The sequence below is a fragment of the Picosynechococcus sp. PCC 7003 genome (assembly GCF_001693255.1).
GTDB lineage: Bacteria > Cyanobacteriota > Cyanobacteriia > Cyanobacteriales > MRBY01 > MRBY01.
The window spans coordinates 142,405-166,713 of record NZ_CP016474.1; the positions used below are offsets into that span (position 1 = coordinate 142,405).

A 24,309-nucleotide genomic window follows, 5' to 3' on the forward strand; every position below is an offset into this window, starting at 1 on the left:
CCCTGGTAACATTCGCTACGAACCGACGTTAATGGCGGAGACAGTGAGGCCATACAGAAGCCCAATTTTAAAAACATGCACCAGTTGAAAAAAGAGTCGGTTTTGGGATGCAGCGGTGTTTGTGGCAGCTTTTTGGGAAACGATTTGGCGATCGCCCTTTTTGTAGTAGAGAAAATTGACTACTTCAGCCAGAAAAATAATCCCAGCGGCGACCATGGGATCCCAAGTGGTCGTTTGGCCGATGGCCGGCGGAAAAACCACAGCAACAAAGTTTCCAAACAGTAGAAAAATGACAAGTAAGGCCATTTTGCGCCATGGATTTTGGAAGAAACTGGTAAATTGACCCAGGGTTTCCCCCAGGAGGAGATTGAGTCGGGTACGTTGCATGGGTCACGTTGGGAGCGGTGAGGACATTATTACTTGTTCAAGCGATCGAGAAGCCAGAGGGCAATGACAATCCCGGTGAAGTGGGAGGCGATGGTGTGGGTATTCGCCAAGATGATAAATAAATCTTTCGGTTGAATCAGCTGGGATGTATTGGAAAAAACCGCCCCCTGGGGAATGGTCAAGGATTTACCCAGGACAAGCCCCACAAAGGCTTCGGCACCAATGATCGCAAACATCATGCCCAGGAGGTTGGCCAAGAGACCAAATTTAATCGTTTGAATGGTGTAGGATTTTTTGGGCCGGAGGGAGCTATCACCCGCGAGCATCAATCGGGCAATGGTTTTGTAGCGGAAAAAGAAAAAGATACTCACGATGAGGGCAATAATCCCGCCGGCAGCACAGAATAGACCAAAGCTGCTGCCCTGGCTAAAGCGAATATCTTGGGTCGCGTTGGTGGCATCACTACCGACTAGGCTTGCACTGGCAAAGAGGAGGATGAGCGCCGCAACAACACCGAGGATAATCTGCACCCAGAAGCCAATATTACCGGCGAGTTTGAGAGTAGCCGAGGCTCGGAGGATGGCGGCGGGGATCGATGCGCCCGCTAAAGCACCGTAGGAATCGCGTTTCATAGGAGTTTGTGGTGATGGGGTTATGTCTGCAGGGTCAGAATTTTCTTTTGCTCCATTCTCTTATACCAACTGCTGGGTTGCCAAAAGGGAAAAGGCGATCGCCCCTAACGCCAACCAGCACTCCCTTGTCTAGAATTTGATGCCTATAACCGAGATCAATAGTGACCAAACAACCGGAAACGAACAATGGGAGTCAGGTGAACTAAGGGTTACAGCAGCCTCGGCGAAAGGGGACAGGCTATGATGGTCATCAGGTTTTTTTAAAGAGTTTGCGCCTTAATGCACCCGATTCGCCTCACCTTATTTTTCATTGGCCTGAGTATTATTCTGGGGCTAATGTTGTGGTTGGTGAATTCCCTCTATCGTCTCTATCTCCAGGTGTCCTTTACGGCGCCGTTTCTGGCAAATCTGCTGATTTTAGTGCTTATTGCCCTAATTGGCCTCATTCTCTGGACATTTTGGCGTTATTTCAATCTTTTTGGCCGCAAACAAAAGGGGCGATCGCCCCGGAAAGTTGTCAATTATCAGCCCCAACTGCCCACGGAAAAAACAGAGGTGGCGGCGGCAAATCTGCGTACCATTCAACAGCAAGTCAACCAAATCCAAGATAAAGTCGCCCAGAAAGTGCTCCTGAATCGTTCCCAAGAAATTCAGGCGAATTTTGAGCGCCAAGAGCTACAGGTAGCTGTATTTGGTACGGGATCAGCGGGGAAAACATCTTTGGTGAATGCGCTAATTGGGCAAATGGTGGGCAATGTCGAAGCGACCATGGGTACCACCCAAACGGGGCAGACCTATCGCCTGAAGCTAAAGGGGGTGAATCGGCAAATTTTGATCACAGATACACCGGGGATTTTAGAAGCAGGGGAAGCGGGCATTCAACGCGATCGCCTAGCGCGGCAGTTGGCGACCAATGCGGATCTGCTGATTTTCGTGGTGGATAACGATCTGCGGCAATCGGAATATGATCCCCTCTGTGAGCTGGCTGAAATTGGTAAGCGATCGCTGTTGGTATTTAACAAAATCGATGTGTATCCAGACGCCGATCAACAACTGATTGGCGATCGCCTCAAGGAAAAAGTGCAACACCTGATCAATCCCCAGGATGTGGTTTTAGTCTGTGCCAATCCCCAACCTGTTGAACTAGAAGATGGTGAAATATTTACCCCAGAGCCGGACGTGATGCCTTTGGTGAAACGTTTAGCGGTGGTGCTGCGAGCCGAAGGAGATGATCTCCTCGCCGATAATCTCTTATTGCAATCCCAACGCCTAGGGGAAGAAGCCCGCAAAATCATCGAACACCAACGGAAAAAACAAGCTGAACAGGTGATCGAACGCTACCAGTGGATCGGCGCTGGGGTGATCGCCGTAACTCCTTTGCCCGTGGTGGATATGCTGGCAACGGCGGCAGTGAATGCCCAGATGGTGATGGAAATTGGTCGGGTTTATGGCTGCGAAATTGATGGCGATCGCGGTAAAGAATTGGCCGTTTCTCTTGGGAAAACCCTCGTCAGCTTGGGGGTCGTCAAAGGCGCGGTAGAAATCCTCGCGAAGATTCTCCAAACCAACATCGCCACTTACCTTGTGGGAAAAGCGATTCAAGGGGTAACGGCGGCCTACCTCACACGCATTGCGGGCAAGAGTTTCATTGAATATTTCCGCCATGACCAGGATTGGGGCGATGGAGGGATTACAGAAGTGGTGCAAGAGCAATTTAAGCTCAGTAAAAAGGATGAGTTTGTCAAAGATTTCGTCGGCGATGCGATCCTCAAAGTTGTCAATCCCTTTAAGGAAGTATGGCAAATTGAACTGGAAGAAGACCCAGAATTGGCGGAGTTGGAATGGACGGCACCCCAACGGCGACGGCGGGATGATTGGTAGATTTTGAGCAGGAATTTTAGGCATGGTCATGACACCACAGCGACAGATTGACTGGCAAAAATTAGCGGAGATTTACGAACTCAAAGAATTTTTCGAGACGGATTTTGCTGGTTTCCAGGCCGAAATTGAACAGCAGTTGCAAGATCTTGATCGCTTCCCGACGGCAACCCTGGAGAAATTGGCAAAACTGCGCGCCCTCGAAGTGACCAATGGCATCACCCAATGGGCCTATCGGCGCGGCGCAGACCAAGCTCTTTCCATCGAGCAGACCCGGCAATGTATGAACATGGTGATGGGCTTTATGAAAAATGTAGAACTGACCTTTCCCAGCATCGGCACAGTTGAATTTAGCGATTGGGAAACCGACTATGTGCGGCGCGTGCGGGGACTTTATATTGATGCGTTTAAAAATAATGTGCCAGGGGCAGAGTCGCAGTTCCATGCCATTTCTACGGCGCAGTTTATCGCCTGTGGTCATCAACGTTTAAATGAAGCGATCGCCCTCGTGGAAGCGGACTATGGAGAACTGTTTTCGGCCTATTTCATCGAGCGGATGAAAAAATATATCGGCGCTTACCTAGATAGTTTTAGCGAAAGCCCCTAAGATCCAAGACTGCGCATCGGTGACATCGGCATTGGAGAGATTGGAGCAATAATGAAAATTCAGGCAGTCGACTACACAACCTTGGTGGCCCTGGTCACGGAATTGCAACGGGACTGGGTGCCGGCGCGCCTCGAACAGGTTTATCAGTACGACCGCCAAACCCTCTGTTTAGCCCTGCGTACCATCGAAAAACGGGAATGGCTCTGGCTGTCGTGGCACCCCCAGGCCGCAAGAATCCATTTAGGCGATCGCCCCCCCAGGGATCCTGATACCTTCACCTTTAGCGACCAACTGCGCCATTTGATTAAAGGTTCAGCCTTGCTGGGGATTGAATTGATCCAGCCCTGGGAACGGGTCGTAGATTTTCAGTTTGGTCGTCGCCCCGGTGATCCACCCCAATGGCATTTGTACGTTGAAATTATGGGGAAACACAGCAACGTAATCCTCGCCAATGCCGACCAGCAAATTGTCACCACCGCCCAACAAATCAGTGGCGATCGCTCCACCGTCCGCCCCGTCCAAACCGGCCAACCCTACGAATTTCCCCCGGCTTTGACAAAAACAGCGCCCAGCACCACAGAATCCTTGGAACGCTGGCAAGAAAGAATCGCCTTATTACCCAAATCCCTAAAAAAACAACTGCTTGAAAATTACCGGGGTGTGAGCCCTATTCTCCTAGAAGGAATAGTTCGCGCGGCCCAATTAACTCCTGAGCAAACGACGGATAGCCTCACCGCTCACGATTGGGAAAATCTTTTTCAGCAGTGGCAACGGTGGCTCACTTGCCTAGAACAGCGACAGTTTTGTTTAACGCTCCAGGACAACCAATATCAAGTAGTACCTTGGCAGCCGAATGACCCTTGTTTGCCCTTACAGCCAACTCTCAATCACTATTACCAAAGTCGTCTTAATCAACAACAATTCCAGCAACTGCACCACCAACTAAACCAGAAAATTAGTCTCCTGTTGGCAAAATTGCAGCAAAAAGCCCAACTTTTTCGAACGCGTCTCACAGAATCCACCGAAGCGGATCAATACCGTCAATACGGCGATTTACTCATGGCCTATCTACATGAATGGCAACCGGGCTTGACTGAAATTGTCTTAACGGATTTTGCCTCAGGCGATCGCGTTAAAATCCCCCTTCAGCCCGATAAAAATGCCGTCCAAAATGCCCAGGCTTTTTATAAACAACATCAAAAACTAAAGCGAGCAAATCACATTGTGCAACCGCTTTTAGAGGAAGTAGAAACAGAGATCCATTACCTCGAACACATTGAAGCCAGCTTGGGACAAATCGCCCATTACGAAAATGCCACTGATTTGGAAGCCTTGCAAGAAATTCAGACAGAACTTATCCACGAAGGTTACCTCAAAACTAATCGGGAACCCACTGCTAAACAAGAAGTTTCTAAACCCCACATTTACAGCACCCCAGGGGGAGCCGAACTGTGGATCGGTCGCAACAACCAACAAAATGACCATCTAACATTTCGGATTGCCAACGATTATGATCTTTGGTTCCATAGCCAAGAAATCCCCGGTAGCCATGTGCTGCTGCGGCTCCAACCTGGCGCAGTTCCCGATGAGGCGGAATTGCAGTGGGCGGCGGATTTTGCAGCCTATTACAGTCGCGCCAGTCAAAGTGATCAGGTGCCCATTATTTATACAAAACCCAAGCACGTCTATAAGCCCAAGGGGGCTAAACCAGGGATGTGCATCTATAAACAGGAAACGATTCTCTGGGGTCAACCCCAACGGGCCAAGGCGGCGATCGCCAAATTTACCCAATCAACAGATCAGCCCGAGAAAAAGTAGGGGTAGGGTTTCGGTTCATTGGGGGGAAAGGTATGAGATCCCTCACTTGATTTTTTTAGAAAAATATGTATGCACAGAAGACAAATTGCTTGAAAAGCCTTTTTTAAAAGCTTTTGGTCCGTTTGCGTCGCCGAAACCAGAAAACATTAGCAGTCGCCCCCTAGGAGTGCTAAATTTGCTAGTGACGTAAAACTTTATAACGCAAACTCCTATGGCTAAGATTGTCTCTTTCAAGGATGACTCTAGACGCGCCCTCGAAGCAGGGATTAATGCCCTTGCCGATGCGGTAAAAATCACCCTCGGCCCCAAGGGTCGGAATGTACTCCTCGAAAAGCAGTATGGTGCGCCCCAAATTGTGAATGATGGGATCACCGTTGCGAAGGATATCGAACTCAGTGATCCGCTCCAAAATACGGGGGCACGGTTAATCCGGGAAGTGGCAGCGAAAACCAATGACAGTGCTGGGGATGGCACGACCACTGCCACCGTCATGGCCCAAGCTTTGATCCGCGAAGGTTTAAAAAATGTGACTGCTGGGGCAAACCCTGTGGCCCTACGCCGGGGTATCGATGCGGCGGTGAAGTTCCTCGTGAAGGAAGTGGCCGCGATCGCCAAGCCCGTTGAAGGAGATGCGATCGCCCAGGTTGCCGCTGTGTCCGCTGGGAACGACGAAGAAGTGGGCCGGATGATCTCCGAAGCCATGGCTAAGGTCACCAAGGATGGTGTCATTACCGTCGAAGAGTCCAAGTCCCTCGCCACCGAACTGGATGTGGTCGAAGGGATGCAACTGGATCGCGGTTACATCTCCCCCTATTTCGTCACCGATCAGGAACGGCAAATCGTTGAATTTGAAAATCCCTACATCCTGATCACCGATAAGAAAATTTCGGCGATCGCCGACCTTGTGCCCGCCCTCGAACAGGTGGCTCGTTCCGGTCGCCCTTTGCTAATTGTTGCTGAAGACCTCGAAGGGGAAGCCCTCGCTACTCTTGTTGTGAACAAAGCCCGTGGTGTGCTCAATGCCGCTGCAATCAAGGCTCCCAGCTTTGGCGATCGCCGTAAGCAAATGCTCCAGGACATTGCTGTCCTCACTGGGGGGCGCGTCATCTCCGAAGAAGTGGGCCTCAGCCTCGAAGCCATTGACCTTGATATGCTCGGTAATGCCGAAAAAATCACCATCGACAAAGAAAGCACCACCATTGTTTCCGGTGGCGGCAGCAAGGCTGACATTGACGCCCGCGTTAGTCAAATCCGTAAGCAACTGGCTGAAACCGACTCCGAATATGACATGGAAAAACTCCAGGAGCGGATCGCTAAGCTCGCTGGTGGTGTGGCCGTGATTAAAGTTGGTGCAGCGACGGAAACCGAACTCAAAGACCGCAAACTTCGCATTGAAGACGCCCTCAACGCCACCAAAGCCGCTGTCGATGAAGGGATTGTTCCCGGTGGTGGCACAACCCTAATTCACCTTGCTGAAAAAGTTGCTGAAGTGAAAGCAAGCCTCAGTAGCGACGAAGAGAAGCTTGGTGTCGATATTGTTGCCCGCGCCCTAGAAGCGCCTCTGCGCCAATTGGCTGATAACGCTGGTGCCGAAGGTTCTGTAGTTGTGGAACGGGTGCGTACCAGTGACTTCAACGTTGGTTACAATGCCGCTACTGGCGAGTATGTCGATATGATTGCTGCTGGGATTATTGATCCGGCGAAGGTCGTCCGCTCTGTTTTGCAAAATGCCGCATCCATTGCCGGGATGGTGATTACGACTGAAGCCCTCGTCGTTGAAAAGCCCGAACCTGAAGCTCCTGCCCCTGACATGGGTGGTGGTATGCCCGGTATGGGTGGCATGGGCGGCATGGGAATGCCTGGCATGGGAATGATGTAATTTTCTCTAAACCCCTTTAAAGATTCATCATCTGAATTGGGCACCCTCCGGGGTGCTTTTTTGTTTTTTGGGCCAGAAATTAGTCGGTTATCAGGGACTGTTCCTGTAACCAGTGATTAAGGGTTTCCCGGAGGGTTTGGGGATTGAGGGGTTTACTGAGATAGTCATTCATGCCCGCTGCCAAATACTGCTCTTGGCTGGCTTCTCCTAGGGTGGAAGTGAGGGCAATGATCGGTATTTGTCGGTGGCGATCGCCGCCTTCACCCTGGCGAATATATTGGCTCGTTTGAAAGCCATTCATCTTGGGCATGAGGCAATCCATCAAAATTAAACGGTAAGGCTGATTTTCTGGAGCCGCCTGGAGCATCCGTAGGGCTTCTGTGCCGCCCATGGCAACATCGATAGAAAAACCAAACTGCTGACAGAGGCCCCGAATAATAATTTGATTGACGGGGTTATCTTCCACGAGGAGGAGACGGGCTGGGATTTTTTGCTTTGGATGAATTGCGGTGGGTTGAGAGATGGAGTCTAGGACTTTCGGTTTTGGCGGGGCGAAGTTTTCACAGAAACGCCGACAGGCCTGCCATAGGGGACGGGATAAAATCGGCTTGATGAGGTGGTGGGTGGCCGTGAGTTGGGGGAAGCTTTGGGGATCGGTGGGACTGTAAGGAAACGTGGTGAGCAGTAATAATTGGCAGTTTTTATGGGGATAAAGCCGTTGGAGATTTTGGGCGAGGGTGAGGGCGTCCATATCCCTCAGGGAATGATCCAGGATCAGGAGGGGCGTTTCGGTGGTGGGGGGCTGGGTTTGCCAGAGGGCGATCGCCTCCTGGGCATTCGCTGCTACCTGGACAGTGGCACCCCAGGCTTTGAGTTCGTCGGACAAAATTTCCCGTTGGTTTTGCTGCTCCTCTACGACGAGGATTTCTAGCCCCTGCAAGCTATTGGCTGTCATCCGCGACATTTGGGAACGTCCCGCCCCACACCCCAGGGTAAAGGTAAAACAGCTCCCCTCCCCTGGGGTACTAACCACTTCAACAGTGCCCCCCATCACTTGGCAAAGACGCTGGGTAATGGCCAAACCGAGCCCTGTGCCACCATAACGGCGGGTGGTTCCCGCATCCAACTGGGTAAAAGGCTCAAAAAGATCATTGAGTTTTTCGGCGGCGATGCCAATGCCAGTATCCATCACTGAGCAGGTAAAATCGAGGCGATCGCCAACCCGCTCCGTTTGACAGCGAACAATCACCTCCCCTTGATCGGTAAATTTAATGGCATTACTCACCAGATTCGTCAGGATTTGTCGTAAACGCCCAGGATCCCCTTGGATAGCACTATGTTGCAAACCCCGCAAATCAAAAATTAGCTGTAGACCTTTCTCTTGGGCCGCAAAGGCCATCAACTTCGCGAAATTTTCAAAGAACTGATGGAGATCAAAATCCACCACTTCTAGTTGCAACTTCCCGGCTTCCATCTTCGAGAAGTCTAAAATATCGTTCAGCAGGATCAGTAAAGATTCGGCACTAGAAAGGGCAATGTGGGCGTGTTCTTGTTGTTCTGCGTTGAGATCTTCGCTGTAGAGTAATAAATTCAGCATGCCAATAATGCCATTCATGGGCGTCCGAATTTCGTGGCTCATGGTGGCTAAAAACATACTTTTGGCATGGGCGGCTGCTTCTGCGGCTTCTTTGGCATCAATCAACGCCCGCTCTGCCTGTTTGCGATCGCCAATATCACTGTGGGTGCCAATAATCCGCAAGGGCTCTCCTTCCGGCGTCCACTCGATCACCTTACCCCGGTCTAAAATCCACTTATAGGATCCATCTTTACACCGCACCCGATGTTCACTGCGATAGGCTTCTGTCTGACCATCAAGGTGAGCCTGGATTGCTCGATAAGTCATTGCCAAATCATCTGGGTGGATACGACTTTCCCATTCCATCAGGGTGTCACCAATTTCCGCGTCGCTGTAGCCCAACATCGCTTTCCACTGCCGCGAGAAAAAGACATGGTTCGTTTGGGCATTCCAATCCCAGACCCCGTCCCCAGAACCTTCTAGGGCAAATTGCCAGCGGAGTTCACTTTCCCGGAGGGCTTGTTCTGCGAGGACTCGCTCAGTAATATCGAGGGCTGTTCCAAAAAAACGAATGGTTTTACCAGAGGCATCTTTTCGACTACTGCCCCTCGCTTCATGGTAGAAAATTTGTCCATTGGCGAGTTGGGCACGGTATTGAACCACATAGCTTTCGCCCGTGCGCATCGCCGTTTCAACGCAGCGCTTGAGACGTTCTTGGTCATCGGGGTGAATTAATGCCCAATGTTCATCGTAGGAGGGCGGCCCTTGGGTCGTGTTTAGGCCAAACATCCGCAATAGTTCCGGCGACCAGGAGAGATTACCGGTGGTGAGATCGACTTCCCAGCTACCGATATGGGCCAGGCGTTGGGCTTCCTGGAGGGAGGCTTCACTGCGTTTGAGGCGTTCTTCAAAGCGTTTGTAAGGCGTGAGATCGATGTGGGAGCCAATCATGCGCAGCGGTTGACCTTGGTCATCCCATTCAATAACCTTGCCAGAGCAAAGCACCCAGACAGTGGAGCCATCCCGGTGGCGATAACGGACTTCGTTACAGAAGGGAATTTCGCCATGGCTCCCAATGTGCTGTTGCAAGTTTTGGTTAACTTTCTGGAGATCTTCGGGAAAAATCAGTTTTTGCCAGGATTCTGGGCGGTTGGGCAATTCGTGATCTGCATAGCCAAACATCCGCTTAAAACTGGGGCTGAGATACTCTCTATTGCTGACAAGATCCCAGTCCCAATAGCCCGCAAAGGCATTTTCAAGAATTTCTTCAAAAAATTTCAGTTCATGGTGACTGTATTCTGGGGCGGCGGCTGGTTCTGGGTTGAGGTGTTGGCGTAATTCGGCAAGGCGATCGCCAGATAAGATCCCCACGGGTTTCCCCTGGTGATCAACAAGGGTTAACCAAGCAAGTTGTTGTTGAGCGAAGTATTGGCACAGCGGTTCGATTTGGTTGAGGGCGGCCACGGGATAGGTCGGTGCGGGCCGTTGCATAATCTCTGCGGCGGTGGCCGTTTGGGGATTTTTTCCTTGGGCGATCGCCCTTAAAATATCCCCTGGGCAGACGGTACCAAGGAGCTGTTCGTCGGCCATAACCAGTACACCGACAAGCTGAGGATCGGCACAGAAGCGATCGCTCAAGGCTGGGAGGGAGAGATCAGGCCCAACAATGACTGGCGGATAGAGCAAACTGGCGATAATTTCGGGCACTGGAAACCGTGGTGGAAGTGCTGTTGACATGGCACACAAGCTGAAAGATGGCAGCGGCAGGGAGCGACACAAACCAACTTTGATGTATCAAGTCTTCGGGATATAATTTTTATCTTATCAAGCGATGTTTCTTGCTGTTTGGTTTATGAAGGGAAAAGAAATATTTTTTTCATCTAAATTAAAACGACAGTTTCATGATGTAGAAATAACGCCTTTAAATCTTGTGGTAATTGATAGTAACTGTCAATTCAGTCTCAGCCTAAAAGCATTACTAGGCAGATTTAACTGACATCAAATTGCGATGAAATTTCTCCATCTTGAAATGCATAAATTATCTTTTTAGTTTTATTGAAATTTTCAGTATTAGGAGCGCCTCAAGCCTGGACTATTGGACAATCAGATAACCGTCCCGATACCAGTTTTCAAGCTGTTCAAGGGTAATATTTTCGGCGATCGCCGCTTGTTGGGTAAAGCCCTCAGGATATTGATTGAGCAATGATTGTAGGGCAGGAATCGTTTGGTGTTTGGCGAGAAAATCATGGTAAATCCCCCCTTCCCAGAGGTAACACCACGACGGTAAACGGTAGCAGCTTTCCTCCGTGATCGGCGTATAACGATAGGTGAGGGGTTCACGACATTTCGCATTTAAAATTGCTTGGGCATAGCCTTCGAGTTGACTTTGTACGCCATAATTTTCGTGGAGATAGGCGAGGGTTTCGGGGGAAGGTTTGCGTTTTTCCGTAATAATTTGATGGGCGATCGCCGCAGCGGTTTCGGCATCGCCAAAATGAACTTTATCAATTAAATGATCCGGCAATAATTCCCGATGGGTAGACACACGGGACACAATCGCGGGCGTACCACAACCTAAGGATTCATAGGGGGAATTACCAAAGGATTCAACGAAATTGCCTAAGCCTAACGTGACCGCACCTAAGCTGTAATATTGTGGCATTAAAGACTGGGGAATCCATTCATGAAAAATGAAATGTTGCGTTAAATTGCGGGTTTTAATCTCCGTTTCCATCTCTTGATAAAAAGCGGCTACTTCCGGCGAAATACCCACCTCTAACCAACGGGGCACTAATACTTTTAAATTGCTAATACCGTATTTATGAACCAGTAAATCCGCGACGGCGATCGCCTGAGGTAAACCCTTCGTGGGTTCGGGGCGGTGGGGATGAATGACAATCGCATCTTTTGCTGGATCAACTGACACAATTTCTAAAATTTCTTGGGGCATGGTAGGTTTAAAAATATCCCAATCAATACCCGTTGAAACCACCAATAACCGCTCATTTAATTCCGGTAAAAATCGCCCCATTGTCTCCGCATAAAATCGCCGCGAATATTCCGACACCGCAATCAGGCGATCGCCCTGAAAGAGAAATCCCCCTAAAATCGTTTCTGGATAGACGTTATCCCGCAGGGCTACCACCGTCGGAATGTGCTGGTAGGCATAGGGAAACAGAAATTCCCCATCGTGCATATAGAAGCGATCTGCCCCGTCGAGGTGTGCTGCTACATCCTGCATCATGTTCGCAATGTCATAGGCAGGGATGGCGTAGGGCTGCGGAAAGGGTTGATGGAACCGCAAAATCGGTTTGACCAGCACCTTTTCATGCCAGCGAAATTCAACGCAACTATCAGCGCAACGGGTCGAGAGAATCACCACCTCATGCCCCATTTCCCCCAGATACACCGAGATATTTTTAATTTGTTTCGGTGCGCCTCCGGTCACATGGTCACGGAACAGAGGATTAATGGAGAACATGACAATTTTCATCGGTGGCAACCCAAACGCGACGGCAAAAAAACACTACTCATTTAACGGGAACCAGGTGAAGTTTAGTTTAAGGTTTCACTAGGAAATAGCTTCACTGCATTGCTGAGCTCTGTATCTTGATCCTCACGTGACCTAGAAGATACAAACCCATACTAAGTAAATCCGTTTGGTGTCGATTTAGCAGCGCTAAAATTATCTAAGGTATTCTCGTTTTCCGATTGGGAGATCATCGCTTTACGGAACCTTATGTACGGAAAACTCGAACCAGTCGCGGCTGCCAAGTACCACAGATATATTTCGTGCTGCTGCTATGTAGTAAAGATCTCCATCAATGACTTGTAGGCTACAACCGAATCGACAACTTGGTCGCATTAAAAAAGATTCAAATTGGGTTCGTCCTAGATTTATGCCTGTTCTCGCATCCCTCGGAAAAACATCTGAAGCTCTAAAATCAAAGATGTCCACTTCCACAATTTCAGGGCGTTGATAAGTGCTTCTACTAATTACGCCTGGTCGGCCTCGCGGATCTCTATCTTGGTTTCTCGGATCGCGTGTAGTTACAGTGTCAGTTACTAGACGAATGGTCGGGATACTTGTAACGTTATTATCTAAAATAATTTCATGCAGAACAATATAATCGATTTCTCCTCGGTTAAACATACTCGCTAAAACCAATCGATCAGTTTGCTGGATCAAGCTCATACCAGACGACGATGACCAAACATCATCAAAAGTCTTAATTAGTCGCCATTTACAACCTGGTTGATCTAAGTCATCACACTTTACTGATTTGAAAGACCGTGGCACCCATGGATCAAGATTCTCTTGACCAGGAGATGAATATATTTCACGCTCAGCGCGGTAAATTTCCAATTGCGAAGGTGCATATTCAGCGACATCTGAGCGAACGAGAAAAATACCATGATCACCAAACTCTGTAATCCCTACCGAATTAGTCTTTTTTTCGATGCGGAGACCTGGTAACTCTCTTAATTGATTATTGGCTAAATTGTATACGCTAATATTGCCTATCCCTTTTTTATCGTCGTTATCTGTAGCAACGATATAATTCCCATGGGCTTGCAAAACACTGGGGTGGTAATTATTAAAGATACATTCGGTCTTCCAGGTAAGATTTTTAGCATCCATGCCTTCAGACCATGGCGTCGAATAGGAGATCGTTCCACAAGCTTGACCGTTTTCACCTCTATTCTCTAGTGAATGGCTGATCACAATCCGGCGATCGCCGGTCATAGTGATGCCTTGAACATGATCACTCCATCCCCGCTGATCGTTGAACCGGTCGTAGAAGCCCTGAATTTCCGTAGTATAAGTTGTAGAACGATCTGACCACCTCCTATTAGGGCTTGAATTCGACAAGAGGTCGAGCACACTTCTGTTAAAGGTTGAGTCCCCAGCATGTGCTACACTCTGCAGAAATGTTCCGAAAACAATGATTTGACAGGCAAACAATAGCAACTTCAGGGTGCGCATTTTCTCGACCTAATTATGTTCTTTTATCATGTTATCTGTGATTTTAAAGCGGGTTATAAAAGTTCACAAAAAGAGATAAGAGAAAGAGAAAATATTGCCTGTTATTGAGCCAATCTTGATGTATGCCAAGAGTTATTAAATATCATCAATCTGTAATCGTCCATCCCGCACCACTCCGCCTGCTTTCGTTACACCGCCATCGATTTTGATGTGACTAATCAACGCCTCTCGCAACAGAATCTCCGTATCTTTGCTCGGTTGTTGGTCGAGATCAAACAGGGCGATCGCCGGATATTGTTGTTGAAATTGCCGTTCCCAGTGGCAAGCCGCTTGGCGAATAAAACTATGAGTGACAAAAGTAAAAGTTTGCGCCAGTTGCTCTTTTAACGGGATGCCCTGCACAAAAATCTCCGTTGCCCGTGCCGCCGCCCGATTTTCACCGAGCCGAATCTGGTAACGAATTTGTCCGCTAAACTGCACAAAACCCCGTTCTAGGTGGGGTTCCCCGCAGCGATTTGCCCGCCGTGCATTGTCCTGCAACAAAGCCCAGAGCTGTTCCCCGGTGAGTTGAAACAACCGCAACGTATCGGCATGGGGCATCACCGCAAACCAATCACCATAGACTAAATTGTCCGTTGGCAGTCCCGTCCGTACCACCGCCGCATCGGTCAGGGCAAAATCCACGGCATAACCTTTTTTTCTTGCCTGAGCCACCATCCCTGCGGTAATGAAATTGGCAAAGGCAGATTCATGGCTGGCGAAATCATTTAAAACGGCATCGGTTTCCAAATCGGGATGATTCGCAACAATGCCCAAGGGCTGATTTAATTTCTGATGCAGCGACGCAACAATGGGCGTAATTTGGATTTGTTCAAAGGCTTGATCCACAGGGAGATCCGCCGTTACAGACAGTTTGGCATTGGTGACGGTGGCTGGTTGCTGCTGATCCCTGAGGGTAATGGTCACTTCCCCCAAAAACCGCCCCAAGGTTCCCGCCTGCACAATGGGAATGCCGTTAACAATATTGCCTTGATCCAGACAGGTTTCATTCAAAATGTGGTGGGTATGGCCGCCGATAATCAGATCCACTGCGCCACGGGGTAACTGTGCCGCCAGTTGGCGATCGCCATAACCTTCGACGGTGGCACTGGTCGAGTGCAAATCATAGCCCAGATGACTGAGGACAATCAGCACATGGCAATAGGGACGCAGCACAGGCAGCAAATTTTTAACAACCCGCACCGGATCGACAAAGGTTAAATTCCGCGCATCGGAACCCTTCATTTGTGCCGAGGTGGTTAGCCCGATTATGCCGACCCGCACCCCTTTTACATCTAGTAATGCCGCCGGATAAACACACTTTTTTAACTGGGCTGGTGGCATCAGATTAGCTGACAACACCGGAAACGCCCCCGACCGCTGAATCATTTTGGCGAGGGCATGGGTTCCCAAATCGAGATCATGGTTCCCTAGAGCGGCGGCATCGACCCCCAAGGCTTGGTAGAGATCGTAGGGGTGGTTGCCTTCGGAAACCAGTGCATCAAAAGGCGTTCCCACCATGTCATCCCCCGCCGAAAGCAGTAACACCCCCGCCTGGGGATTATCGGCATACTTGCGTTGTTGCTGGTGATAACGGAACACAAGGCGCGAAAAAACGGGAATATTTCCCTCTGGGGCAAGGTGGGCGATCCGTCCATGCAGATCATTAAAATGCAAAATTTTTAACCGAAAGGGGGTCACCACGGGCAGGTCGGCGGCACGGGGAATTTGGTAGCGACTGGAAAGATTCGGCGTAATCTCAATTTCGGTGACGGGTTGGGTCGCATCGCCGATCCATAAAAAGCGCGATCGCCGTTGATTTTTGGCAAGATAGGGAGCCGCCACCAAACGCAACGGATTCGGGACAAACGCAGGTTCGGATCGGGCAGCAGGCTTTGGGACTGGAAGGTTTGGCTGACTGTTCACAGGACTTCCCAAAAAATATGACGGCACAGGGAGAGGCGATCGCCAAAATGACGAAATTTAGTTCTAAGGGAAGCGTGGCACAGTTGCTTAATCGACGCGTTAAGGTTCCGTTAGTGGGCTGTAAAGTTCTGCCAAAGTGACCGAAAAAAAAGACATGGCCGCAACCATGTCCAAATTGATTAAGTTTTTAAGGGCATTTAGTCGTCTTTCATCGAATCAAGCCAATTTCTGACCTGTTCTGCGGCGATATCTTTACCACCGAGACCAAAGGCAATGGCGATCGCCACGGCGATTCCACCGACGAGCAACCCAAAGGCAAGATTGACAATATTGGTCGCAATGCCCATTTGTTCCAGGGCCATCGCCCCAACGAGGACGAGGATAATGATCCGCGCCGCTTGACCGAGGATCTTCGATTGCCTAGAACCAGATGCAGCCAGAGCTTTGTAGGAAATGTTGGAGAAATACAAACCCAACGCAAAGATTAGGAGTGCGACTAATACCTGTCCGGCGATCGCTAAAATGACGCCTACAACGCTGGTAAGAGCCTCAATTTGCAGTACATCAACGGCAGTAAGAGCCGCCACCAACATAATGACCACCAGGGAAATTGTCCCCATTACCTGGGAAGGGGTTTTACCTGGTTTCGTGGTTTCGCCTTCGCCTTCCCTAGGGGCAGCACTGACCATCCCATCGAGGCCGAGCCAAGTTAAGACATTATCAAAGCCAAAACCCGTCAGCACATTACTCACAAACTCAGACACATATTCACCCACTACATAGGCAAAGGTGAGAATAATCGCCGCCGCGAGAAGCTTGGGCAAGAGCATCAATACTTGATCCAACATGGCGATCGCCGGGAGAGAAATCGCCTCAATTTGGGCCACCTCTAGGGCAGAAATCGCCACAGGGATCAAGATCAAAATATAAGCAACAGTACCGAGTACCCAAGACAAAGACTGTCGCCCAGCACTACTAGATAGACCAAATTTTTCGCCAATCTGATCCACGCCCGTTGCCTTCAGGAGATTGGTCACCAAACGGCGTACCACCTGGGCAATGAACCAACCCACAACCCCAATTAGGGCCGCTGCAAAGAGATCCGGCAGGATGAGTAGCACCTCGTCTACCAAATCCCGGAGGGGCGCAAGGGTATTTTCTAGACCCAGGGTTTCGAGGATCGGTGTGAGGAAAAAGAAGAAAATGAACCAATACAGCGCATTGCCGATGGTTTCACTGATATTGGTGGTCTGGGATTGCGGAGCAGCTTCTGTCTCCTCGGTCTCAGCTTCGAGGCTAGCGGGATTGAGGCGCTCATCAAGTCGAAAGGTATTGAGGCCTTTGACGACAATTAATTTGGCAATGGTGGCCACCAACCAAGCGACCCCTAACCACAGACCTGCCGCAAACAGTTGGGGCAAGAAGTTTGTCACTTGACTGAGTAGTTCATTCAGTGGCGTGTAAACCCCATCAAGCTGGAGGGTTTCTAAAACAGCCACCACCGTAAAGAGGATGACAAACCAGTAGACGATATTTGCGGCCCAAATTTCAATGGGCAGATCACTTTTACCGTCTTGACCGGTGATCCAAGCGGCAATTTTATTATCAACTTCGGTTTTATTCAGGAGCCCTTTGACGATCGCTTTGACCACTAGGGCCACGATCCAACCGATGATTAAGATGGCGATCGCTTTAATAATATTGGCGACATCTTCCCCAACGAGGGTTTGTAGAGACTCCGGCAGTTGGAGTGCTAAAACAGGATAGGAATCTACCATGGGAGGCCCCAGGGTATGGATTAAAGGTGACATTTTTCAGAAGTAAATTAAATAACAACATCGCTAATCACGGCCATAATGGGCGTTTTTGCGCTAATTTGTGGCAAGCATTTGCCTCTTAATACCCTACAGAGATCCCCTAAATTTTTCACCCGTCAAATAGACAAATTCGCTATATTTCTTTTCATAACTTTGGGAAAATCCACCTTTAGACGGAATTTTGATGGAAATTTTTGAACAATCAATTCAAGTGCGAGCCAGCGCCACCTGTGTCGAGCAGTGTTTTACGGATCTAGAAACCATGCACCGCTGGCTAAATCCCCTCCTACAGTGTGAACCCCTGGGCGATCGCTGGAGTACAGCCCTCGAAAGTCAAAGTCGCTTTTGGTTAAAAATTCCCTTGGTTAACCTGGTGTTGAATAATCGTGTCGTGGAACGGGAACCGGGTTTAATTGTCTGGCAATTTACCGGATTTTTCCGGGGACGAGACCGTTGGGAATGTATCCCCAATGCCACAGGAACCCAGTTAGTGAACCGCTTTCAGTTTGACATTCCCAATCCTTTGGTACGTTGGGGGTTTAAAACCTTTGCCGCCCGCTGGACGCAGAAAGACATGCAAGCCCAACTGCGCCGGATCAAGGCGATCGCCGAAGCCGCCCAACCGTGATCTCCCAAACCGTTTAAGATAAATAACAGGAAAAATAACCCGTAAACCTGCATGTATAGTCTGGATTTGACCCTCAAATATAGCCCGATCCCCGTTTCTATCCAACGGAAAGAGGCAGATGCTGCCCAAGCGCTGTATCAATCTGTCCTCGAGGCCATGAAAGGAGACCACGCCACCCTCCTCGAACTCACCTGCGAAAAGGATGAGGATAAAAAAATTGCCCTCCTCAGTGATCAAATCAGTGCCGTTGTCCTCAACAAGAAAAGTGGTGCGGCTGCCGGCGGACGGGTACCAGGCTTTTTTGCCACCCAAGCTGCCGAATAACCAAGGTCTCTGGCCTCAAACCCACGGGGGGCGATCGCTCCCCTCTTTTTTGTTATGTTTACTTACTGTGTCGTTGTGATTGTGGCCCCAAGTGACCCCTCCCAAAGCCATGTCTAGTCCTGCCATAGCCGTCGAAAACCTGAATTTTAGTTGGCAACCGGACAAAAAAATCCTCAGTCACTGCAATTTAGCCGTCCCCCAGGGGGAATTTTGGATGCTCTTGGGCACCAATGGCAGTGGAAAATCGACCCTACTACGCATTTTGGCGGGACTCTTGACGGCCGATTCGGGTACCGTTGAATTGATCCAGCCCGTCGGCTTTGTCTTCCAAAACCCCGACCACCAATTGGTCATGCCCACCGTGGGGGCGGATGTGGCCTTTGGCTTGGTTTCCGAACGCTTACCGACCCCCATCATTCAACAACGGGTGGCCGAAGCCTTGGGCGCAGTGGGTCTCAGTAATTTAGCGCGTCGGCCGATCTATGCCCTCAGTGGTGGCCAAAAACAACGGGTCGCCATTGCCGGGGCGATCGCCAGACATTGTGAAGTCCTCCTCCTCGATGAACCCACGGCCCTTTTGGATGGCGATACCCAGCTTGATCTCGTCAAACAGGTACAACATTTAGTAAAAAGCCGGGGGATGACGGCCCTTTGGGTGACCCATCGCCTCGATGAATTAGACTTTTGTGATGGGGCTTTCCTTTTGGAAAATGGCCGAGTCGTTGACCAAGGTGATCCCCAAATCCTCAAACATCGTTTACAAACCACCACCGTCTAGCTTTCTATGCACCTCCGCCTCCTCAAGCTCCATCCCAACGCAATTATTCCCAAATATCAACACGATGGGGATTCTGGCGTTGATCTCCATGCCATCGAACCCGTGGCGATCGCCCCCCACAAAACGGCCCTGATCAAAACAGGTCTCGCGGCGGAGATTCCCATTGGCACAGAACTCCAGATCCGCCCCCGCAGTGGCCTAGCCCTCAAACAAAGCGTCACTGTCCTCAACAGCCCTGGCACCATCGACGCCAACTATCGCGGTGAAATCGGCGTGATTTTAATCAACCACAGCGATACGGTCTTTGAGGTTAAAGCCGGGATGCGCATTGCCCAAATGGTGATGGTGCCAGTGATGCATTTGGATATTACAGTGGTCGACAAAGTCAGTAGTACGAGTCGAGGTACGGGCGGGTTCGGCTCTACGGGCACCTAAATCCCAAGTGCCTTACGCTAAATTGGAAGAAAGGTAACTACAGTAGGCAACATCCGTGGCTATGGACTTTTCTTTTTTTTGGGGCTTAGGGTTAGGGGGCATCGGCCTGTTTTTTACGATGCGCACCTTCCAAAAGCAAGAGATCTTAAAACTCAAAAAAAACTTTGCCACCCAACAGGAAGCCTACGAATCCCAACTCCAGCTCCAGGCGGAAAATTACAGTTTAGAAATAGCGAATCAGGCCCAAGATTTTCACCAGGCGATCGCCGATCTCGAACAACGTATTGCCAGCCAAACCCAAGCCAAGGAACGCCTCGAACAAAAACTACAACGGGAAAAAGAATTAAGCCTCGCTAGCCAAAAAAAACTCCGTGAAAATAACCGCGACATTGACGAAATTCTTGAATCCTTAGAAAAATCACAACAGGATGTCTTGCATCACAAAGAAGCAGAAATCAGCCAACTGAAAGCCCAATTGCAAGAGTACGCCGTTAACTTAGAACAGCAAAGGGTTGATTTATTTAATCTCCAACAGCAGTCATCCTCTCGACAACCGACCCAAGGCGATCGCCTCAACGCCGAGCAAATACAAATCCTCGTGAGTACTCTACTGCCAGAAATCACCCTCTTGCGGGATTCTCTGAATGTATTAGTAGACCAGCCTGAAAACCTCGCCGCCCTCATCAAAGCTCTGAAAGATATCCTCGAAGGCCAAGCCTACGCCGCCAAAAAAGTCCGCGCCACCGACAACAAATGGACAGAATGCCGGGTGCCCCATATCAATTTGATGCGCCTTTATTATCAAAAGTGCAAAAAAACACCGGGTTATCAAGTCTTAATTTCACCCAAAAAAAATCAAAAAAGCCAAGATCAAGATTACGAATGGCTCAAAAATCAAACTAGCTGTTAATGCTTTAACCAAGCAGATTTTTTTTATTTTTTGTCTTCACGCTACCGACAGAAAAGAATTCCCGGAAATCGCCCAAAAAAAAGCAAGCAAAAACCCCCACCATCTCTGGTAGGGGCCTTCGCCAATCATTACTTATTCAGTTTTACTGTCAAAGCAATCATCTTTTTTTCAACTAAGCCCTAAGACTCAATCCGGTATTAACCGTTGATTGCAGGTGCTTGCAGTGCTACAGGAGCTTGCTCGCCAGCTGCTAAGTCTAAGGGGAAGTTGTGAGCATTACGCTCGTGCATTACTTCAAAACCGAGGTTGGCACGGTTCAGAATGTCAGCCCAGGTGTTGATTACACGACCTTGAGAATCAAGGATGGACTGGTTGAAGTTGAAACCGTTCAGGTTGAATGCCATGGTAGATACACCAAGGGCAGTGAACCAGATACCTACTACAGGCCATGCACCCAAGAAGAAGTGCAAGGAACGAGAGTTGTTGAAAGATGCATATTGGAAGATCAAACGACCGAAGTAGCCGTGAGCTGCAACGATGTTGTAGGTTTCTTCCTCTTGACCGAACTTGTAACCGTAGTTTTGAGATTCGGTTTCAGTAGTCTCACGTACCAAAGAAGAGGTTACGAGAGAACCGTGCATTGCGGAGAACAAAGAACCACCGAATACACCAGCCACACCAAGCATGTGGAAGGGGTGCATCAGGATGTTGTGCTCTGCCTGGAATACGATCATGAAGTTGAACGTACCAGAGATACCCAAAGGCATACCATCAGAGAAGGAACCTTGACCGATGGGGTAGATGAGGAATACTGCAGTTGCTGCTGCTACGGGAGCAGAGAATGCAACACAGATCCAGGGACGCATACCGAGGCGGTAAGAAAGTTCCCACTCACGACCCATGTAGCAGAATACGCCAATGAGGAAGTGGAAAATTACCAACTGGTAAGGGCCACCGTTGTACAACCACTCATCGAGGGAAGCTGCTTCCCAGATGGGATAGAAGTGGAGACCAATTGCGTTAGAAGAAGGTACAACTGCGCCAGAGACGATGTTGTTACCGTAAAGGAGAGAACCTGCTACGGGCTCACGGATACCGTCGATGTCAACGGGAGGAGCAGCGATGAACGCAATGATGAAGCAGGTGGTTGCAGTGAGAAGGGTAGGAATCATCAGGACGCCGAACCAACCGACATAGATGCGGTTCTCGGTGCTGGTGATCCACTGACAGAACTTCTCCCACAAGGAAGCGCTGCCGCGCTGTTGTAGTGTAGTAGTCATGTGTTTATGATTGCTATGAGATTATCAAGGTGCGTTCTAAAGCAATTTAGAACTGGTTTTTTTATGTATGTGTCCATACTAACAGAGAAATAAAGTTTTGTAAAGTATTCTCAGATATTTTTTACATTTACTGTGGTGTTGGCAAAGTGAAAGCCGGATAAAAAGGGGACTTAGAGAGTTTGGAGTTTTCGGTTTAGCTCAGGATTGTAAAGGCGTTCGTAGTTCCAATAATTCGCAAAGACAGATTCGACGTAGTTTTTCGTTTCATTGAACGGAATCTGTTCGATAAAGGTGTCGGGGTCATCGAGGCCGTAACGTTGTAGCCATTGGGCCACGTTGCCGGGGCCAGCATTGTAACTGGCGATCGCCAACATAGAATTGTCATCATATTCCCGGTGGGTATAGCGCAGATACCAGGTACCGAGCTGAATATTGCTTTCTGGGTCACTGAGATCATAGGTGCCACTATCGGTCTGCTGGGCAATCCATTCGGCGGTACTGGGCATCACCTGCATTAACCCCTTTGCTCCCACCGGGGATTCAATATTTTTCTCAAAGCGAGATTCTTGGCGCATTAAAGAAACGACCAATAGGGGATTGAGGTCATTTTCGGCGGCCCAACGCTGGATCGGCTCTGCATAGGGGAACGGGAAAAGGGAGTGCCAATAGGTTTCGTTTTCCCGGAGTGCTAACCAAGCTTGGCGATCGCCGGGGTTATCCCGTTGGCTGAGATTCCAAATGGTATTGATCCCCTGGAGATAGCGACCTTGGGCAAGTTTCAACAAACCCTGGGTAAAGGTTTCGGGGACAGTAAGATCTGTTTTACTCGCGAGTTCGAGTTGGAGGGTATTCCAAGCGTCAAAATCCTGGCCGAGGCGATAAAGCTCCTGAAACGTTTCGGAACCTGCCGGGGGGACAGGGCGAGTTTCGGGAATATCTAATACTGGTTGGAGGCTGCGCACAGAGTTAAAATCTCCCACATCCCAACCAAGTTGCACTGCCGATCGCCAAGCATAGTAGGATTCGGGGTAGTCGCGGAGGACTTGTTGATAGGCTTGTTTCGCCGCTTGGGTTTCACCGAGTTGTTGTTGCCATTTTCCCGTCCAAAAAATAGATTCAGGGGTGAGGGAATGGTCGGGGGTCAGGGAGGCGATCGCCTTGGCCCATTCAATGGCCTTGGTGTAATTTTCTTCTGCGGCATAACGTTCGGCCTGTTGCCAGCGATATTCTGTGGTGGCGGCTCCGTCTTTATAGGAACTGAGGGCTTTTTCGCGGGTTTGGCTGGCGGAACTGTTACTCCCCAACTTTTCTAAAAGGTTGGCCTTGGCAAAAAGAGCGTCGGGGGCTTCCTCTGGAAATTTTTGGGTGGCTTGATCTAAATAAGTTAGCGCCGTAGTGTCATTGACTAAAGTTGCGAGACGACGTAAACCAAGGCCCGTTTCTGGGGCATCGGGGAAAGTTTTGATCAAAGCTTCGTAGGCAGGTCGGGCTTGCTCCGGTTGGTCACTGACCTGGAAGCTGCGGGCGAGGCGGTACAAATTCTGGGGCGTTCGGGGTGCTTTTTGGTAGGCGGTGGCGGCGTCGGCATACTGCCATTGATCCCAAAAGCTATCGGCGATCGCCTGCCAGGTTTCTGGGGATAACTGCTCGGCAAAATTATCGATTAAAGCTTGACGGACTGCGGCAATATCCGGGGCATCGGCGTCATATTTGAGGCGTAGTTCCAACAGATCCCGTTGCTTGGGGTTATCGGCAAGACGCTGTTGAATTAAGCTTTGGGTGCGCGGGTGGGCGGGATATTCGGCGATCGCCTGGTCGGCATACTTCCCATCGTAGGCACTGAGGCGAAAAAGGGCTTCGGCGGCGGCACCATCCTCCGGGTAATTTTGCACCACATCAAACCAAATTACCTGGGCCTGTTCAGGATTGTTGACTAATTCATAGGCACGCCCCCGTTTGATCAAAATATGGGGCGTGAGTACGGGATAGTCCTGCTCTAGGTTCTCGAAGGCGGCTAGGGCAGCGGCACCATCCTGTTCGACGAGATAATCCATCCCTAACAAGTAACGGGCGCGACTGCGGTCAAGACTCTTTTTCTTCCCGTTGGCGATCGCCTCAAGCTGTTCCCGACGTTCCTCTGGTGTTTGTTCTACCAGGGTCAACACCTCAGAATCGCTTGCTTCAGAGGATTCCACTTGGCTGGCATTCTGGGATAACAACGGGATCTGCTGCCGGGCGGCGATTGCCCCCAGACCCAAAACCCCCGTTAAACCAAGGCCAATCCAAAAGGTTGGCGAACTGTACTTGACCCGAACCCGCTTCATGGTGGTGCCGTCATTAATTCAACGGTCTTGATCATAGGCGATCTCTCAAAAATCCGGTGCTTTACCCAGGCGATCGCCGCAAAA

The 24,309-nt window shown here is 49.7% G+C and carries 18 protein-coding genes; 9 read left to right on the forward strand and 9 right to left on the reverse strand.

Annotation, left to right across the window (positions count from 1 at the left end; all coding sequences use genetic code 11):
- Positions 1-15: 15 nt before the first annotated feature.
- Positions 16-387 (reverse strand): DUF565 domain-containing protein, encoded by a 372-nt coding sequence (locus AWQ21_RS00710; protein WP_065712887.1) that lies wholly within the window; start codon positions 385-387, stop codon positions 16-18.
- A gap of 29 nt (positions 388-416) precedes the next feature.
- Positions 417-1,019 carry a DUF3611 family protein gene (locus AWQ21_RS00715; protein WP_065712888.1) on the reverse strand — a complete coding sequence of 201 codons (603 nt, stop codon included), beginning with the start codon at positions 1,017-1,019 and terminating at the stop codon, positions 417-419.
- 279 nt (positions 1,020-1,298) lie between these two features.
- Between AWQ21_RS00715 and AWQ21_RS00720 the strand changes: the two genes are divergently transcribed.
- The 4 genes from AWQ21_RS00720 to groL all read left to right on the forward strand — a co-directional run bounded on the left by AWQ21_RS00720 (position 1,299) and on the right by groL (position 7,201).
- The gene (locus tag AWQ21_RS00720) at positions 1,299-2,900 is read left to right on the forward strand and encodes a YcjF family protein (protein WP_065712889.1); all 1,602 of its coding nucleotides are present in this window, start codon (positions 1,299-1,301) and stop codon (positions 2,898-2,900) included.
- A gap of 22 nt (positions 2,901-2,922) precedes the next feature.
- Complete coding sequence (locus AWQ21_RS00725; protein WP_198159668.1) at positions 2,923-3,504, forward strand: hypothetical protein; 582 nt, start codon at positions 2,923-2,925, stop codon at positions 3,502-3,504.
- Positions 3,505-3,561: 57 nt separating this feature from the next.
- A complete protein-coding gene (locus AWQ21_RS00730; RefSeq protein WP_065715145.1) occupies positions 3,562-5,322 on the forward strand; it encodes an NFACT family protein in 1,761 nt (586 codons plus the stop codon).
- Between the two features lie 211 nt (positions 5,323-5,533).
- Entirely contained in the window at positions 5,534-7,201 is a 1,668-nt protein-coding gene (groL, locus tag AWQ21_RS00735; protein WP_065712890.1) for a chaperonin GroEL, read from the forward strand.
- A gap of 79 nt (positions 7,202-7,280) precedes the next feature.
- On the opposite strand, the gene AWQ21_RS00740 is transcribed toward groL, so the two are convergent.
- The 5 genes from AWQ21_RS00740 to AWQ21_RS00760 form a co-directional block, all read right to left on the reverse strand.
- The gene (locus tag AWQ21_RS00740) at positions 7,281-10,514 is read right to left on the reverse strand and encodes a PAS domain-containing protein (protein WP_083997936.1); all 3,234 of its coding nucleotides are present in this window, start codon (positions 10,512-10,514) and stop codon (positions 7,281-7,283) included.
- A 355-nt stretch (positions 10,515-10,869) separates the two neighbouring features.
- Positions 10,870-12,270, reverse strand: coding sequence for a glycosyltransferase family 4 protein (locus tag AWQ21_RS00745; protein ID WP_083997937.1), 1,401 nt, complete (start codon positions 12,268-12,270; stop codon positions 10,870-10,872).
- Positions 12,271-12,504: 234 nt separating this feature from the next.
- Positions 12,505-13,524: a hypothetical protein gene (locus AWQ21_RS00750; protein WP_198159670.1), complete on the reverse strand. Its 1,020-nt coding sequence runs from the start codon at positions 13,522-13,524 to the stop codon at positions 12,505-12,507.
- A 375-nt stretch (positions 13,525-13,899) separates the two neighbouring features.
- Positions 13,900-15,648 (reverse strand): bifunctional UDP-sugar hydrolase/5'-nucleotidase, encoded by a 1,749-nt coding sequence (locus AWQ21_RS00755; RefSeq protein ID WP_232315014.1) that lies wholly within the window; start codon positions 15,646-15,648, stop codon positions 13,900-13,902.
- Positions 15,649-15,926: 278 nt separating this feature from the next.
- On the reverse strand, positions 15,927-17,507 hold the full coding sequence (locus AWQ21_RS00760; RefSeq protein ID WP_065712895.1) for a mechanosensitive ion channel: 1,581 nt from the start codon (positions 17,505-17,507) through the stop codon (positions 15,927-15,929).
- 223 nt (positions 17,508-17,730) lie between these two features.
- Here AWQ21_RS00760 and AWQ21_RS00765 point away from each other — a divergent pair, with 223 nt between their 5' ends.
- The 5 genes from AWQ21_RS00765 to AWQ21_RS00785 all read left to right on the forward strand — a co-directional run bounded on the left by AWQ21_RS00765 (position 17,731) and on the right by AWQ21_RS00785 (position 20,621).
- Positions 17,731-18,174, forward strand: coding sequence for an SRPBCC family protein (locus AWQ21_RS00765; RefSeq protein ID WP_065712896.1), 444 nt, complete (start codon positions 17,731-17,733; stop codon positions 18,172-18,174).
- A 51-nt stretch (positions 18,175-18,225) separates the two neighbouring features.
- Complete coding sequence (locus AWQ21_RS00770) at positions 18,226-18,498, forward strand: hypothetical protein (protein ID WP_065712897.1); 273 nt, start codon at positions 18,226-18,228, stop codon at positions 18,496-18,498.
- Positions 18,499-18,607: 109 nt separating this feature from the next.
- A complete protein-coding gene (locus AWQ21_RS00775; RefSeq protein WP_065712898.1) occupies positions 18,608-19,276 on the forward strand; it encodes an energy-coupling factor ABC transporter ATP-binding protein in 669 nt (222 codons plus the stop codon).
- A 6-nt stretch (positions 19,277-19,282) separates the two neighbouring features.
- Complete coding sequence (gene dut / locus AWQ21_RS00780; protein ID WP_065712899.1) at positions 19,283-19,711, forward strand: dUTP diphosphatase; 429 nt, start codon at positions 19,283-19,285, stop codon at positions 19,709-19,711.
- Positions 19,712-19,772: 61 nt separating this feature from the next.
- Entirely contained in the window at positions 19,773-20,621 is an 849-nt protein-coding gene (locus AWQ21_RS00785; protein ID WP_065712900.1) for a hypothetical protein, read from the forward strand.
- Positions 20,622-20,818: 197 nt separating this feature from the next.
- Here AWQ21_RS00785 and psbA read toward each other — a convergent pair whose 3' ends face one another.
- On the reverse strand, positions 20,819-21,901 hold the full coding sequence (gene psbA / locus AWQ21_RS00790; RefSeq protein ID WP_012307032.1) for a photosystem II q(b) protein: 1,083 nt from the start codon (positions 21,899-21,901) through the stop codon (positions 20,819-20,821).
- A 170-nt stretch (positions 21,902-22,071) separates the two neighbouring features.
- On the reverse strand, positions 22,072-24,225 hold the full coding sequence (locus AWQ21_RS00795; protein WP_065712901.1) for a transglycosylase SLT domain-containing protein: 2,154 nt from the start codon (positions 24,223-24,225) through the stop codon (positions 22,072-22,074).
- Between the last annotated feature and the right edge of the window lie 84 nt (positions 24,226-24,309).

Bases quoted from the DNA above. Each gene is read 5' to 3' on its own strand.
- AWQ21_RS00710 (WP_065712887.1), bottom strand. From the start codon at position 387: ATGCAACGTACCCGACTCAATCTCCTCCTGGGGGAAACCCTGGGTCAA.
- AWQ21_RS00715 (WP_065712888.1), bottom strand. From the start codon at position 1,019: ATGAAACGCGATTCCTACGGTGCTTTAGCGGGCGCATCGATCCCCGCC.
- AWQ21_RS00720 (WP_065712889.1), top strand. From the start codon at position 1,299: ATGCACCCGATTCGCCTCACCTTATTTTTCATTGGCCTGAGTATTATT.
- AWQ21_RS00725 (WP_198159668.1), top strand. From the start codon at position 2,923: ATGGTCATGACACCACAGCGACAGATTGACTGGCAAAAATTAGCGGAG.
- groL (WP_065712890.1), top strand. From the start codon at position 5,534: ATGGCTAAGATTGTCTCTTTCAAGGATGACTCTAGACGCGCCCTCGAA.
- AWQ21_RS00740 (WP_083997936.1), bottom strand. From the start codon at position 10,514: ATGTCAACAGCACTTCCACCACGGTTTCCAGTGCCCGAAATTATCGCC.
- AWQ21_RS00745 (WP_083997937.1), bottom strand. From the start codon at position 12,270: ATGAAAATTGTCATGTTCTCCATTAATCCTCTGTTCCGTGACCATGTG.
- AWQ21_RS00750 (WP_198159670.1), bottom strand. From the start codon at position 13,524: ATGACCGGCGATCGCCGGATTGTGATCAGCCATTCACTAGAGAATAGA.
- AWQ21_RS00760 (WP_065712895.1), bottom strand. From the start codon at position 17,507: ATGGTAGATTCCTATCCTGTTTTAGCACTCCAACTGCCGGAGTCTCTA.
- AWQ21_RS00765 (WP_065712896.1), top strand. From the start codon at position 17,731: ATGGAAATTTTTGAACAATCAATTCAAGTGCGAGCCAGCGCCACCTGT.
- AWQ21_RS00770 (WP_065712897.1), top strand. From the start codon at position 18,226: ATGTATAGTCTGGATTTGACCCTCAAATATAGCCCGATCCCCGTTTCT.
- AWQ21_RS00775 (WP_065712898.1), top strand. From the start codon at position 18,608: ATGTCTAGTCCTGCCATAGCCGTCGAAAACCTGAATTTTAGTTGGCAA.
- dut (WP_065712899.1), top strand. From the start codon at position 19,283: ATGCACCTCCGCCTCCTCAAGCTCCATCCCAACGCAATTATTCCCAAA.
- AWQ21_RS00785 (WP_065712900.1), top strand. From the start codon at position 19,773: ATGGACTTTTCTTTTTTTTGGGGCTTAGGGTTAGGGGGCATCGGCCTG.
- psbA (WP_012307032.1), bottom strand. From the start codon at position 21,901: ATGACTACTACACTACAACAGCGCGGCAGCGCTTCCTTGTGGGAGAAG.
- AWQ21_RS00795 (WP_065712901.1), bottom strand. From the start codon at position 24,225: ATGAAGCGGGTTCGGGTCAAGTACAGTTCGCCAACCTTTTGGATTGGC.